This window comes from Bacillus altitudinis 41KF2b (genome assembly GCF_000691145.1).
GTDB classification, from domain to species: Bacteria; Bacillota; Bacilli; order Bacillales; family Bacillaceae; genus Bacillus; species Bacillus altitudinis.
This window is the reverse complement of sequence record NZ_ASJC01000004.1, coordinates 196248-209317: the sequence shown is the minus strand read 5'-3', so window position 1 is coordinate 209317 and position 13070 is coordinate 196248. Positions and strand designations below refer to the sequence as shown.

The 13070-nt window shown below is 41.3% G+C and carries 14 protein-coding genes; 7 read left to right on the top strand and 7 right to left on the bottom strand.

Annotated features, from left to right (window positions below; genetic code table 11):
• Window positions 1-166: 166 nt before the first annotated feature.
• The 3 genes from BA79_RS09415 to BA79_RS09405 all read right to left on the bottom strand — a co-directional run bounded on the left by BA79_RS09415 (window position 167) and on the right by BA79_RS09405 (window position 3161).
• A complete protein-coding gene (locus tag BA79_RS09415; RefSeq protein ID WP_035702466.1) occupies window positions 167-1021 on the bottom strand; it encodes a helix-turn-helix domain-containing protein in 855 nt (284 codons plus the stop codon).
• 898 nt (window positions 1022-1919) lie between these two features.
• Entirely contained in the window at window positions 1920-2729 is an 810-nt protein-coding gene (locus BA79_RS09410) for a bifunctional hydroxymethylpyrimidine kinase/phosphomethylpyrimidine kinase (RefSeq protein ID WP_035702464.1), read from the bottom strand.
• 126 nt (window positions 2730-2855) lie between these two features.
• Window positions 2856-3161, bottom strand: coding sequence for a general stress protein (locus BA79_RS09405; protein ID WP_035702461.1), 306 nt, complete (start codon window positions 3159-3161; stop codon window positions 2856-2858).
• A 127-nt stretch (window positions 3162-3288) separates the two neighbouring features.
• Here BA79_RS09405 and BA79_RS09400 point away from each other — a divergent pair, with 127 nt between their 5' ends.
• Together BA79_RS09400 and BA79_RS09395 are read left to right on the top strand one after the other, a co-directional pair.
• Window positions 3289-4116 carry a glycosyltransferase family 2 protein gene (locus BA79_RS09400; protein ID WP_035702458.1) on the top strand — a complete coding sequence of 276 codons (828 nt, stop codon included), beginning with the start codon at window positions 3289-3291 and terminating at the stop codon, window positions 4114-4116.
• Window positions 4113-4799, top strand: a complete 687-nt coding sequence (locus BA79_RS09395; protein ID WP_017360124.1) for a uracil-DNA glycosylase — start codon at window positions 4113-4115, stop codon at window positions 4797-4799. The genes BA79_RS09400 and BA79_RS09395 overlap by 4 nt, the downstream gene beginning before the upstream one ends.
• Before the next feature lie 26 nt (window positions 4800-4825).
• Here the strand turns inward: BA79_RS09395 and BA79_RS09390 are convergent, their stop codons facing one another.
• Entirely contained in the window at window positions 4826-6184 is a 1359-nt protein-coding gene (locus tag BA79_RS09390; RefSeq protein WP_035702455.1) for an aldehyde dehydrogenase, read from the bottom strand.
• A gap of 172 nt (window positions 6185-6356) precedes the next feature.
• On the opposite strand from BA79_RS09390, the gene BA79_RS09385 reads away from it, so the two are divergent.
• The 3 genes from BA79_RS09385 to BA79_RS09375 all read left to right on the top strand — a co-directional run bounded on the left by BA79_RS09385 (window position 6357) and on the right by BA79_RS09375 (window position 8472).
• The gene (locus tag BA79_RS09385; protein WP_008343634.1) at window positions 6357-6689 is read left to right on the top strand and encodes a YwdI family protein; all 333 of its coding nucleotides are present in this window, start codon (window positions 6357-6359) and stop codon (window positions 6687-6689) included.
• A 33-nt stretch (window positions 6690-6722) separates the two neighbouring features.
• Window positions 6723-8033, top strand: a complete 1311-nt coding sequence (locus tag BA79_RS09380) for a purine/pyrimidine permease (protein ID WP_007497786.1) — start codon at window positions 6723-6725, stop codon at window positions 8031-8033.
• A 67-nt stretch (window positions 8034-8100) separates the two neighbouring features.
• Entirely contained in the window at window positions 8101-8472 is a 372-nt protein-coding gene (locus BA79_RS09375; protein WP_003215282.1) for a DUF423 domain-containing protein, read from the top strand.
• A 42-nt stretch (window positions 8473-8514) separates the two neighbouring features.
• Here BA79_RS09375 and BA79_RS09370 read toward each other — a convergent pair whose 3' ends face one another.
• The 3 genes from BA79_RS09370 to BA79_RS09360 all read right to left on the bottom strand — a co-directional run bounded on the left by BA79_RS09370 (window position 8515) and on the right by BA79_RS09360 (window position 10704).
• Entirely contained in the window at window positions 8515-9132 is a 618-nt protein-coding gene (locus tag BA79_RS09370; protein ID WP_007497783.1) for a cupin domain-containing protein, read from the bottom strand.
• Between the two features lie 131 nt (window positions 9133-9263).
• Window positions 9264-9806, bottom strand: a complete 543-nt coding sequence (gerQ, locus tag BA79_RS09365; RefSeq protein ID WP_007497781.1) for a spore coat protein GerQ — start codon at window positions 9804-9806, stop codon at window positions 9264-9266.
• Window positions 9807-10029: 223 nt separating this feature from the next.
• A complete protein-coding gene (locus tag BA79_RS09360) occupies window positions 10030-10704 on the bottom strand; it encodes a YIP1 family protein (protein ID WP_008343625.1) in 675 nt (224 codons plus the stop codon).
• A 175-nt stretch (window positions 10705-10879) separates the two neighbouring features.
• On the opposite strand from BA79_RS09360, the gene BA79_RS09355 reads away from it, so the two are divergent.
• Window positions 10880-11650 (top strand): glycosyltransferase family 2 protein, encoded by a 771-nt coding sequence (locus tag BA79_RS09355; protein WP_035702641.1) that lies wholly within the window; start codon window positions 10880-10882, stop codon window positions 11648-11650.
• A 6-nt stretch (window positions 11651-11656) separates the two neighbouring features.
• A complete protein-coding gene (locus BA79_RS09350; protein ID WP_035702453.1) occupies window positions 11657-13069 on the top strand; it encodes a capsular polysaccharide export protein, LipB/KpsS family in 1413 nt (470 codons plus the stop codon).
• Window position 13070: the final 1 nt, after the last annotated feature.

Sequence of the window (13070 nt, the reverse complement as noted above, 5' to 3'; positions counted from 1 at the left end):
TTTTATTTAATATATGAGTAGATAGTAAAAATAATCCTAAGGTCTGTCTTAGGATTATTTTTTGAAATTCTTTTATGTATTTCTTGAACCCACTTTCAATCCAGTAAAGTGAGATCAATTATTGTATTTTGTATCTTATTAAATTGTGGAATTTATTTTTATGGCTTTAATAATAGTTTTTGAACTCCGTATATAACATTTCTTCTAGTTTTTTTTCCTCTAGTATACTAAGGACTGTTACAGCTTTTTCAGTATACTCTTCAGGTGAATCCATGTTTAAGTTTTTTAGACATATCCCTTTACGACCATAGCAGATTGCCATCTCCCTGTATGCACCATGTCTTTTACAGAGAGGGATTGCTTCTTCTAATACAACTAATGCCGACTTAAATTTATTGTATTTTATTAAAAGAAGCGAAAAATTAACTCGAATATTAATTTCAATTTTATAAGTATCTTGAAAATTCTTATATATATTAAGTCTTTTCAATGCATTCTTTGCTATATGTATAGCTGTTTCTATAGGAAATATAAAAAGTATAGAGTTTATCAGTCTAATATCAATCAGGTACCAATTTTCATGCTTAGAAAGACGTTCCCAAACAGTATCTACGTGATTGCGTGCTTGTTCAATACTACCCGTTTCATGGAGCACTATTAAAGCTGTACAAATACATTGAATATCACTGACCAATTGGTCCTCCGAATCTGATAGCAACCTTTCAGATTCTGTTATCAATTGTCTTAATTTGTTTGGATGATTGAAAGTCGTACGAAAAAAATCGTTAATAAACTTTTGCCTTCGAGTATATTGAAAATCGTTCATAATATAGTGAAACTCATCTAAAGAAACGTCTACTTTTTCCAGTAAAGCCATAAAAGATGACGCAAGTATGTCGATTCGATGTAGTTCAAACTTTGAATAAGCACTTTGTGATAGTAAACCACTAGAAACATAATGCTGAGTATATCCTTTGTTCTTTCTAATTGATCGCATAGTCTGTCCTATATTGTTAAGCAACTTTAATGTCCCCTTTCAGTCTTATTTGACTAAAATGTTATGAATGGTTCACACCATAATATAATAAATCCTGGAAATTGAAAAAAGCGTAGAGAATTATTTATAAACAGCATTACAAATATAGAGGAGAGTTGACTAAATGATAATTTGGGCTTTAATCACTACAATAGTATCTTTTATTTTAATTTTTTATTTTTGGAATGAAGATAGAAAAACATCATATGTATTCATAATGGCGACTATTTTTCTTATTTTCCTTGACCTTGGTTTAATATTTATTTGAGTATTAAAATGTTTATTTTGCGGGTTGAAATAAGAATATTTGTCGTGATGATGATTTCTCGGCTAATATTAATAACTGCTTCTATAAACTTTAAAGAATACTTAGGTAATAGAGAAGTAATCGTCGATGTTGTTGTACCGAAATAAAAAATTTCTTTTGAGATGATAAATCAGGAAAAGTTCGACTTAAAGAGTACCAAAAATTGTCGTGTTGCAACTTTATGAGAACTCTATGTTCCACGGAAGATGTGGAAAGGTATCTTTGGAAAAGATAGTATCAAAACGAATTAAGATTGATTAAATCAAATGAATGGAAATGGAACATTCGGAGTTTTTATAAAAATAGGAGATTTCAGAAAATATCTAAGTGGAAGAACTCTTATAATGACTGAGCGGAAGGCTTGTAATACTGATATAAGTTGAACCCCCAAAATTGACTTATTACATATAGAATGCAACAAATATAAAAAGGGAGTTCAACTGTTGATGAATTGTGCAATATTAAAGGAATGACTATTTTACACATCAATACGCTCTGTAAGTTTTATAAATTACTTTGAAACTTATTTATACATATGGTTTATTGCGATGCTTCTGTATCCTTTAAATTTTCCCCTTATTTGTCCAAACGATATGCGGAATGTTTCGTTGGTCCGATGTATTCGTTTAGTTGGAAAGAGCCTTTAATGGCAGCTGTGATGAATTCTTTTGCTGCATAAATGGCTTCTTTCACGTCTGAGCCGTTGGCTAGTTCAGCTGTGACTGCGGCTGAGAATGTGCAGCCTGCGCCGTGTGTGTACTCTGTGTCGATCTTGTCTGTTTCAAGGCGTTCGAAGGTTTGTCCATCATAAAGCAAGTCAATTGCTTTATCTGGGCTTAGCTTACCGCCGCCAGTGATGACCACATATTTTGCACCAAGTTCATGGATGCGTTTTGCGGCTTCTTCCATTTGTTCCATCGTTTTGATTTCGCCAATGCCGCTTAATTGACCTGCTTCGAAAAGGTTAGGTGTGATAACTGTTGCCAGTGGTGTGAGCTTTTCGCGCAATGCTTCAGCGTGCTCTGGGTAAAGGACTTCGTTCGCACCTTTACATACCATAACAGGATCAATGACGACATTTTTCAGCTTATATGTTTTGATCGTTTCAGCTGCGAGTTCAATGACGTCAACTGTTGGCAGCATACCTGTTTTTAACGCATCTACACCGATGCCTTCAACGATCGTCGAGAGCTGTGCGCGGATGGTTGATGTATCGATTGGAAACACTTGATGATCCCAGTTGTTATGAGGATCCATTGCAACGACAACGGTTAAAGCTGTCATCCCGTAGACGTTTTTTTCTTGAAACGTTTTTAAATCTGCTTGGATACCTGCACCGCCGCTTGAATCCGAACCTGCGATGGTGAGTGCTTTATTCATAGACATAGTTGCTGAACCTCCAATGTGATGTGTAACAGTTACTGTTCTATCCCTTATTATAATCAGCTTTTCCATTTATCACAATGAAACGGCATAAAAAAGCGTTCCACTCTTCATGGAACGCCTCATTCTTTATCTTTTACAAATCACCAATTTCCCTTTTTTCAGCTCCTCTACAAGCGTTAAGGCTAATTCTTGATCGGCGCCGGTCGACATGATTTTGGCCATCAGTTCATCATCCCTGGTGCGAATGATATTGGCGATTTGATCTAAAATCCCTTGATCGACAGCTGTCATGCTCTTTGCTTCCGTGTACTCAGTAACGGTATCAGAGCGTTCGGGGTCATACGCAAACACAAACACATCGTCCTTTGCTGATTGTATCTGTTCGATCGTCTGTTTGGCTTCTTTACTATTCTCAACTGTGAAAAATTCCATCGTCATCACTCCTTTTCATCAAAAATTCCCATTTTCTCGATCAATCAAACCGCCTTTTATATCATGAGAAGAAAGCCGATTTATGTTTTAATGAAAAAGACGAATCTATTAAAGGAGTTAGGCCGATATGAAGATTTCTTTACTAATTGTGACACATAACCGGCTGAGCGCATTGTGTGAACTGCTTGAATCCATCTCGAGACAAAGCGTACAGCCTTTTGAAATTGTGGTCGTAAATGATGCAGGAGAGCGAGTGGACGTGATTCAGGAACTCTATCCCGAGCTGCCAATCCGCTTGATTCATTTAGATGAGAATGTCCAGCATGTGAACGCAAGAAATGTTGGCGTGCGGGAGCTGACAGGTGACGTCATTATGCTGAGTGATGACGATGATTATTTTACACCTTGTCATATTGAACGTATGAGCAAGGCGCTGGAAGACGCTGATTTTGTCTTTTCGGATGCGGAAATTGTTTCGTTTGAAGAACGAGGTGCGACTCGTTTTCCAGTATCAAGACGTTTGTTTGCTTATACAGCGGACATTGAGGACATGCGTGTTTTTTCTACATATGTTCCTTCTGGCAGTATGTACAAACGCCGCATACATGATGAGATCGGCTATTTTGATCCAGCGATGCATCACTACTGGGACTGGGACTTTTTCCTGCGTGTTACGCAGCATGCACGAGCCAAACGAGTGCCAGCTGCCAGTGTGATCTATGCGTTCTTTGATGGTGGGGGCAATCAGTCGAGTGATCTTGGTGAAACAAGGAAGAACTATTTAGATGATCTGAGTGAAAAGCATGGGCTCGGTGATTTGCCGACAGCGAATTTTGCTGTCCTATTAGAAGAACCAGCGATGAAAAATCGAGAATCAGAGAGTGAGATTGTATGGGATGGAAAACCGATGATCTCAAGATTGGCACAGCAGACAGAAGGAGGACAACCGCAATGAAGCCATTTTTAAATGATAGCTGGTGGGCTGTGATGAAAAGTGAATTTGAACAGCCATATTATCAGGAATTACGTGAGTGGGTAAAGGAAGAATATCGTACGCAGATCGTGTTTCCAAAGCCAGATGACATTTATCGTGCCCTCCATTTGACGTCGTATGAAGATGTGAAGGTCGTGATTTTGGGACAAGACCCTTATCATGGCCCAGGACAGGCACACGGATTAAGCTTTTCTGTTCAGCCTGGTGTCAAGCATCCGCCATCTTTGAGAAATATTTTTCAGGAGCTAAAGGATGACCTCGGCTGTCCGGTCCCTAACCATGGCTCGCTTGTCAGCTGGGCAGAGCAGGGTGTCTTGCTGTTAAACACTGTGCTCACTGTAAGAAAAGGAGAAGCGAACTCGCATAAAGGCAAAGGCTGGGAACGTGTGACAGACCGCGTCATCGACGTCCTGAATGACCGAGATCAGCCAGTCGTTTTTGTGCTTTGGGGCAGACATGCGCAAAATAAAAAAGAACGAATTGATCAAAGCAAGCATTACATCATTGAATCACCCCATCCAAGTCCTTTTTCTGCAAGAAACGGCTTTTTTGGCAGCCGTCCGTTCTCAAAAGTAAACGCCTATTTAAAGCAAATGGGGATCGATGAAATCAACTGGTGTATTAAGGATATTGAATCAAAATAGGACGAGGGAAAATCCCTTCGTCCTGTTTATTTTAAAAATTTGCGGACAATGTCGAGTCCGTTTTTCGCATTTGGATAGCGGAAAGAAAAATCAAAGCGATTGGTCTGGCGTAGGACGCTTTTTTCATGTGTAAAGGTGAAAAAGCTTTCTTTTCCATGATATCGTCCGATGCCGCTTTCACCAACGCCTCCAAATGGTAAATATGGAGTGGCGACATGCATCAGCGTATCATTGATGCAACCCCCGCCAAATGAGAGGTTGTCTAGAATATAGGCTTCTGTTTTTTTATTCGTTGTAAATAAGTAAAGAGCGAGCGGCTTTGGTCTTGCCTTAATCATGTCAGCTGCCTCTTGAAGAGAGTCAAATGTGATGACAGGCAAAATAGGTCCGAAAATTTCCTCCTGCATAACAGGATCTTCCCATGTAATATGATCTAAAATGGTCGGTGCGATTTTGAGCTCTTGTTCATTGCGCTGTCCACCTGTCACAATCGTGCCATTTGAGAGAAATTTTGAAAGTCGATCAAAATGACGCTGGCTGACATTTTTTCCGAAATGCGGATTTGTTTCAGGCTGGTCCCCGTAAAAGTCACGGATACAGGTCGTCATTTCACGTAATAGGTCCTCTTTGATCGATTCATGAACAAGTAAATAGTCTGGTGCAATGCATGTTTGACCAGCATTCGTGAATTTACCAAAGGTGATTCGTTTTGCAGCGAGTTTGATGTCTGCATCAGGCATGACAATGCATGGACTTTTTCCGCCGAGCTCAAGTGTGACAGGTGTGAGATGTTTTGCGGCCGCTTCCATGACGACTTTGCCGACGGCTACACTCCCAGTAAAGAAAATATAATCAAAAGGCAGTTTCAGAAGCTCTGTGCTGACATCCACACCGCCTTCAACGACCGCTGCAAGATCTTCTTGAAACACGCTTTCCACAATCGTGCCAATCACGTTTGAGACGTGCGGCGTTAATTCTGACGGTTTTAAAGTAACGGCATTTCCCGCAGAAATGGCTCCAACTAATGGCGAAAGGGCCAATTGGAAAGGATAGTTCCAAGGGGCAATAATTAGAACACTTCCGTACGGTTCCTTAATGATCATACTTTTTGATCCGATATGGGTCAGAGGTGTTTTCGCGCGAGATGGTTTGGCCCATTTGTGAAGATGTTTGACGATATGATTGATCTCTTCATATACCATGCCAATTTCTGTTGTATAGGCTTCCTGTTCGGATTTATGTAAATCATGGACTAAGGCTTGTAATATGTCCTTTTCATGATGTTTAATGGCTTTTTTTAAATCGTTAAGAAGACGGATTCGATCTTGAACCGCTGGTGTTTGCACGTTTTTTTGTTTGTGAATGAGTTCAGTGAGTTTGCTCATCTTTCAGTCCTTTCAAAGACGATATTGTTTCTTTTTTATTATGTGTGAATCTTGGGTAAGGGTCAAATAAGAGGAACAGAAGCACACAGCTTTGAAAAAATGAGCCCATTCGGTTTGTTCATTTGGTAAAATAATGTTGGAAAACGAATTTTTTAGATTGGAGGGTCTACCCTTGAATATTCATATATCAAGTCTGCTTCAAAAAATGGAGGAAGCCATTCAAAAAGCAAAACAAAGTGGAAATGATGAAGAGGTGAAACGTCAAGCGGCGGTCATTTCTTCACTATGTGATGTCATTCTCGACACATCATCACAGGTGCAAATGCCGCAGTCTTCGGTTATTTCACCACCTCCATCTATACAGACACCATCTGCACCGGCTGTGTCTACGGATCAAGCCATGCTAGAGAAATTGATGGGCACTAGCGGTGCAAAGAAATTTCAGCATAAAGAAGAGGGTCAACAAGAGAAAGATGGCAACGGTGACTCTATTTTTGATTTTTAATGGTCTTGTCACGACAAAGGGAAGGTGATCGGGTTGAAACTATTTTTGGGCGCCATTCAGTGGATGGCATTTTTTATCGCAGCTTCTATTGCTGTGCCGATTGCGATTGCACAAGCATTTGAATTAAATCAAGTGCAGTCGGCGGAACTGATTCAGAGTACATTCTTTTCACTTGGACTTGTGGCGATGGTGCAGTGTTTATGCGGTCATATGCTGCCGATCAATGAAAGTCCAGCAGGGCTGTGGTGGGGGGTATATACCCTTTATGCAGGCATGACAGGGACGATTTTTGCCACATATCCTGAAACCTTGCAAGCATTACAAGGGGCGTTAATTTTTAGTGCTGCGTTCTTTTTTATTTTTAGTCTTTTTAAAATCATTAATTGGCTTGCGTCTTTATTTACGCCGGTTGTCACAGGTATTTATTTGCTGCTGCTTGTTGTGCAGTTAAGTCAGCCAATCATGAAAGGGCTGATGGGGATCGGTTATCGGGGAAATCAGGTAGATGGGCTTGTCTTTTGTCTATCGATCTTGATTATTGTCATCACCTTCATGATCAGCCGCTCAAAATGGCATTATTTAAGGCAGTTTTCTGTGTTATTTGCACTTGCAGGCGGCTGGCTGTTATTTGCTTTACTCGGACTAGCGAAGCCTGTTCGCATTCCTGAGCAGATCATTGAGTTTCCAAAACTGTTTCCATTTGGCATGCCGGTCTTTGACAGTGGACTGCTTGTTACGTCCTTTTTTATTACGATCTTACTCATAGTGAATATGCTGGCAAGTATTCGAATTGTGGAAAGTTCCGTCAAGGCATTTGGTGAACTGCGTGAGCGGAAACGAGCCAGACCGGCTGGTTTTGTCGCCGCATTTGGTCATTTGCTGAGCGGACTGATTGGTGCGATTGCGCCTGTCCCTATTTCAGGGGCAGCGGGTTTTATACAAACAACCAAAATTCCATCGAGAAAGCCATTTTTCCTTGGCAGTCTGCTCATTGTCCTCATTAGTTTATTTCCATTATTGATGAGCTTTTTCTCTGCATTGCCTTCACCTGTGGGGCTGGCTGTGAACTTTGTGGTGTTCTCTTCTATGATTGGGATTGCTATGTCTGAATTCGATCAGTATGAAAAAGAAGACATCCCGCGCATTCGATTTGTGCTTGGCATCGCTGTTTTAGCAGGCGTGGGCGCAATGTTTGTGCCACAAGGGGCATTGAAAGGCATGCATCCTGTGCTGATTTCTTTATTGAGCAATGGTCTTGTTCTTGGCACACTGATTGCGATTGTGGTCGATCAAGTGCTGCTGCGAAAGAAGAAGAAATCCGACAATCTCGTGTCAGCATCATAGGAAAGTTGAATGTTGGATAAGACCCACGCTATGATAAACATAATTGATGAGATAAGGAGAATGACGAATGAAACTATTTTTCATATTAGGTGCCATTAACGCCATGCTTGCGGTTGGTCTTGGAGCCTTCGGTGCACATGGACTGGAAGGGAAAATTCCTGAAAAGTATATTGAGATATGGAATAAAGGGGTTCAATATCAGATGTTCCATGCCATTGGTCTATTTATTGTCGCCTTTCTGGCAGATAAGCTGTCAGGTGTTTCTCTAGTGCCGACCGCTGGCTGGGTGATGCTGGCAGGCATTCTTTTCTTCTCAGGAAGCCTTTATGTGCTTGCCTTGACTCAGGTGAAGATTTTAGGTGCTATTACGCCAATTGGCGGAGTGGCGTTTATCGCTTCTTGGATCATGCTAGTGATTGCAGCAGCAAAAAATTTATAAGCTAGGAAAACCGACGCTCTCATAGGGGCATCGGTTTTTTTCTTAACTCCAATAAGGAGAATAGTTCGGAGGTGCTTGATAATAAGGTACATAGTGAGAAGGGGGGACAGGGTGCGTTTGTGCCTCTTCCTCCCGGTGGCAGAACGGTCCGATAAACACACCAGGCTTCACGGGCTGCGTCGCCTGCTTCCACTGCGTTTCGTTCATGCAATAAGTATGTGCCATGATGTGTGAAGGCGTGAGGGTTAGAAGGTCTGAACCTAAGATGACTTCTGGTGTCGATGCGTTAAAAATGGCTAACAAATGGGTTTTGTCCTGTAAGGCGACTTCGTAATGCCACCAGCCTTGTGGCACATTGGCTACCTGCCCGGGGGTAATGGTGTAGGTGGACAGCTTTTTTGTAAAGGGGTTCAACATGGATACAGCAGCAGAGCCGGCGATACAATAAACAAGCTCGGCAGCATTTTGATGATAATGAGGCTCTACTACTTTGCTTTTACTCAAATATATATCCAGCAGAGATACTTGATCGAGCGAATTTAATTGTTTTTTTCCTAAAACATTAATCAGATTGTGTTGATCATATTTCACAAGGGGGCTTTGATTCAAATCAAATGAATATTTGACATTCGGCGATGTATAATCCAGCTCAACAGTCATTGATGTCACCTCTAGGCGTTTAATAAAAACTACTAGGCATCTTATGAGCCTTCCCCCGAAGGTGTGTCAAAAACCTAGACAAAAGAAAAAAGCAAGGGCGTCTGCACCTTGCTGCTGATATGACCTTGAGGTTATCTCGGAGAATACGTAGACATCGAGTATGGATAGTCATATTGAATTTCCCCATCAAACGTAATGTAATCAAGGTAGATTGTTAATAATAAGTATCGTGTCCCCGTTTTGTTATCACTAATGATAATGTGATCACGTCCTGCGGCCTCAATGACTCCTCTAAAAATCTTAGAGTTCCATTCTTTACTTGCCTCAAACGTCATATAGATCGTGGCTACTTTGCCGCGGTTTAATCGTAAAATATTTTCAATATAGGACTGCTCAAGCGGCAGCTGACCGGTGACGTTCTGCTGATAAATCGGTCCAGAAGGAATTTGATAGGGCTGCCCGCCACTTTGCCCACCTTGGCCTCCTTGTGAAGTACCAGTAGACGGCATTGGCGAATACCCCTGCTGCATTTGACCTTGCATTTGACCCTGCGTTTGGGGAGGGACTGAATAACCCATCTGCTGCGCAGGATACGGATTTGCTCCATATTGTTGCTGGCGAAAATCTTGACCTTCGAAACCCGAACCTTGCCCAAATTGATTTTTCAATTTCATAACGTTCCTCCTCTTTCCTCATGGTGTTCTAAACAGAAGGCGGAAAAGCGCCTGTTGTTTCCATAGCATTCTTTTTCTCTTTCACACTATGAGACAGGAAGAGAGAATATGTACATTGAACGAAAAAAAGGAACTGCTTTGTGCAGTTCCTCAGTGTTCAGACAAACCCCGTATTCGTACTGCCTAGATTGCAAAGGTTTCCAACAATTTAAGGAATGCCTCTTTACATCAACCAATTCATAGCCCGCTGGACGTCATAGAGAAGGGTCATCGTGAGAAAAAATAAGGCGATCGGTGCGATGGCAATGATAAAGGCCTGCCATATTCTCAGCTTCATCACAGCAACAAGGCCTAAAACAGCCATCCCAAATATCCATGCCTTGGTATACGCATCAACCAGTGGTAAAACGCTGAGATAATACCATACTTCATAGTGCTGGTCTAAATAGGGTGAGATTTTCACAAATGTATACGGACCAAGCAACCCCACAGTAATAATCCAAGTAAGAGCAAATAAGGTGGAAGGGAAAATGACCGTCAGTGTGCAAGCTTTGAGCACATCTCGATACGGCGCTTTACTGCCAAAAAACAGTCGTCCTAACCACTGTAAAATGAATGAACCAAAAAATAGAAGAAAATTGCCTACTAAAATACCAAAACCTGCTCCGTGTAACAGAATAAAAGGATATGGAATATGATTGCCCATATACTCACTAAAATACCCTTCGTACATCCAGCTTGTACCAGCGATACTTGCAAGGAGTATCATCAGCCACATGGGAATAGAGGTATGTTCATATGAGCGAATAATCGTTTTTGTCGCGACAAAAATTTTAAAGAATCGAAAAAAACCTTTTGCTTCCTCTTCTTGGGAGAGATCACTCTTCATATACTCCAATGTTCTTTACTCCTTTAATACACATAAATGATTACTTATATTACCAAAATTTTTACGTTTTTCAAAGATAGATCATGAAAAAAATCCAATTTTATAAAAAATAGGTCACTCTACAGTCTCTTTAAGAGGAGACACATATGATAACCATAGTTTAAAAGAGACCGAGGTGAAAACATTGACGAAAGTAACGGTCATTATGACGAGCTACAACAAAGCGGCCTACGTTGGCAGATCAATTGAAGCGGTGCTGCAGCAGACCTTGTCAGACCTTGAACTTTTTATCATGGATGATGGATCAAACGAACAAACCCTTGCTGCTATTGAGCCTTTCCGTAAAGATCCACGCGTCCATTTTATCCAAAGCGGGGTGAAAACGCTGGAGGAAAGAACGGCGAAAACACGCTATGCCGTCCTCATTAATCAAGCATTAGAACAGGCAAAGGGCGAGTATATTTCCTATGCCACAGATGACAATGTCTATGCACCAGACCGTTTAGAGAAGCTCACGAAATATTTAGATGCTCGTCCGAATGAAGAAATTGTCTATTCTAGTTCAAAAGTTATCTATTTAAATAGCGAAAAAGAGCCAGTAAAGGAAACGATTCGACCTGCGCAAACGGTGCAGTGGAATGCACCTTGTGCCATTGATCACTGCTCGGTTGTACATCGTGCATCCATTTTAACAAAGATTCGTGCTGAGTTTGGATCCTACTGGGACGAGAGTCCGCATTTTTATCGAATAGGAGATGCCCGGTTCTTTTTTAGATTAAATCACTTTTATCCGTTCTACCCTTTTGATGAGGTATTGGATACAAACTACATCACAGAACAGTCTATTCATTATCAGTTGGCAGAAGATGAGAAAAGCGATTTTATTCAAGCACTTCCTCCGCAGTCTACCTGCAGGGAGCTCCGCCATATATTAAAACAAAGACATGGGAGGTGACCTTAAGTGTCGCATTATATTCATCATTATTGGCAAGTGTACTTTGAGTATGTGAATCTGATGAAAGACTTATCCTATCGCCACATACCCCTTGGATTAATCAGTAATTTTTATCAATACATCAGTCCTGAAGTGAGGGAACGTATGGAAGATGAGGCGTTTGGTGAAGAGCTGTCAACGACTTGTCCAAAGCCGCAAGACATTCAGCCCTTTTTTGATCAGCATAAACAGCAGATCAAGCGTACCCCTTATCGCCCGAGTCATGGAAAGGTGCTGCTTCACTTTGAACACCTGCGTTTTACTGAACAAAATTACACGCGGTTCCATCCGAACCAAACAGTGGTGCTCGCGCGCTGGAAGAAGGCTGATTATTTCGGATTACCAGTGATCAGCAAGCCGGAATTAGCCGGAGAGGTTAATAAAGAAGCCCATGTTGAATATATTGAAAAAGCAAATGCTCTATTGAAACCTTACGCCCAGCATCCTGTCTTTGGCAATGTCTTTTTTAGAGAAAAGCTTCGGAAGGACCTTGTGCAATTTATTGATGTAATTGACCAAATAGAAACGCTATTTGAGATGCAGCCTATTGCAGCTGTTGTTGTTGGGACGACGGAGGATGCATATAGCCGTGTGCTCGCCTTACAAACTGTGAAGCGCCATCTCACAAGTATTTGTCTTCAGCACGGTGCGCTCATGGGAGACGAAGCCTTTTTGCCGATTTTCACCACCTGCCACGGGGTGTTTGGAAAATATGAAAAGGACTGGTATGTAAACAAAGGCTGTCAGCCTGAGCAGGTGGAGATCACAGGTCACCCGAGATTTGATTTGGTGCAGGAGCGAACACCGCTTCAACAGGAAATGGTCTTTCGTAAATTAAACTTCAACCCTGCCAAAAAGACTGTACTTGTGGCAACACAGCCGTTTTCAGAAGCCTTTTACGGTGATGTTCTTAAAACAATTGCAAAAAGGAAAGACATTCAGCTGATTATGAAGCCGCATCCGTGGGAAATCGCTCGAAATCGATTAAATGACTACACAGCGATTGAGCGTGCGGGGAACCATGTGAGATTAATTAAAAAAGAGATCGACTTGTATGACCTCCTGCCGTATATGGATATGGTCATTACGCTCACATCAACAGTTGGTCTGGAAGCAATGCTCTTTAAAAAGAGTGTACTGATTGGAAAAATGACAGAAGGCAGAAGATACCCTTATTACGAGTCGCTTGGCAGCTGCCACATGGAAAACCCTATTGAGCTGGCCGAGAAAGCGATCCGTATTTTATCGGATGAACAAGAAATGAAGCTGGCGAAACAGCAAGGGGCTCGTTTCATTCAAGAACATTATCCGCATGCACAATCGACCGATGTTCTGCTTTCTCTGCTCAAAACAAAAACAGGCGTGGATTTTCAGAGATGAA

Coding starts and splice junctions, on each gene's coding strand:
- BA79_RS09370 (WP_007497783.1), bottom strand. CDS start 9,132: ATGACTGTTGAGCTGGATTATACATCGCCGAATGTCAAATATTCATTT.
- BA79_RS09375 (WP_003215282.1), top strand. CDS start 8,101: ATGAAACTATTTTTCATATTAGGTGCCATTAACGCCATGCTTGCGGTT.
- BA79_RS09395 (WP_017360124.1), top strand. CDS start 4,113: ATGAAGCCATTTTTAAATGATAGCTGGTGGGCTGTGATGAAAAGTGAA.
- BA79_RS09405 (WP_035702461.1), bottom strand. CDS start 3,161: ATGGAATTTTTCACAGTTGAGAATAGTAAAGAAGCCAAACAGACGATC.
- gerQ (WP_007497781.1), bottom strand. CDS start 9,806: ATGAAATTGAAAAATCAATTTGGGCAAGGTTCGGGTTTCGAAGGTCAA.
- BA79_RS09410 (WP_035702464.1), bottom strand. CDS start 2,729: ATGTCTATGAATAAAGCACTCACCATCGCAGGTTCGGATTCAAGCGGC.
- BA79_RS09390 (WP_035702455.1), bottom strand. CDS start 6,184: ATGAGCAAACTCACTGAACTCATTCACAAACAAAAAAACGTGCAAACA.
- BA79_RS09400 (WP_035702458.1), top strand. CDS start 3,289: ATGAAGATTTCTTTACTAATTGTGACACATAACCGGCTGAGCGCATTG.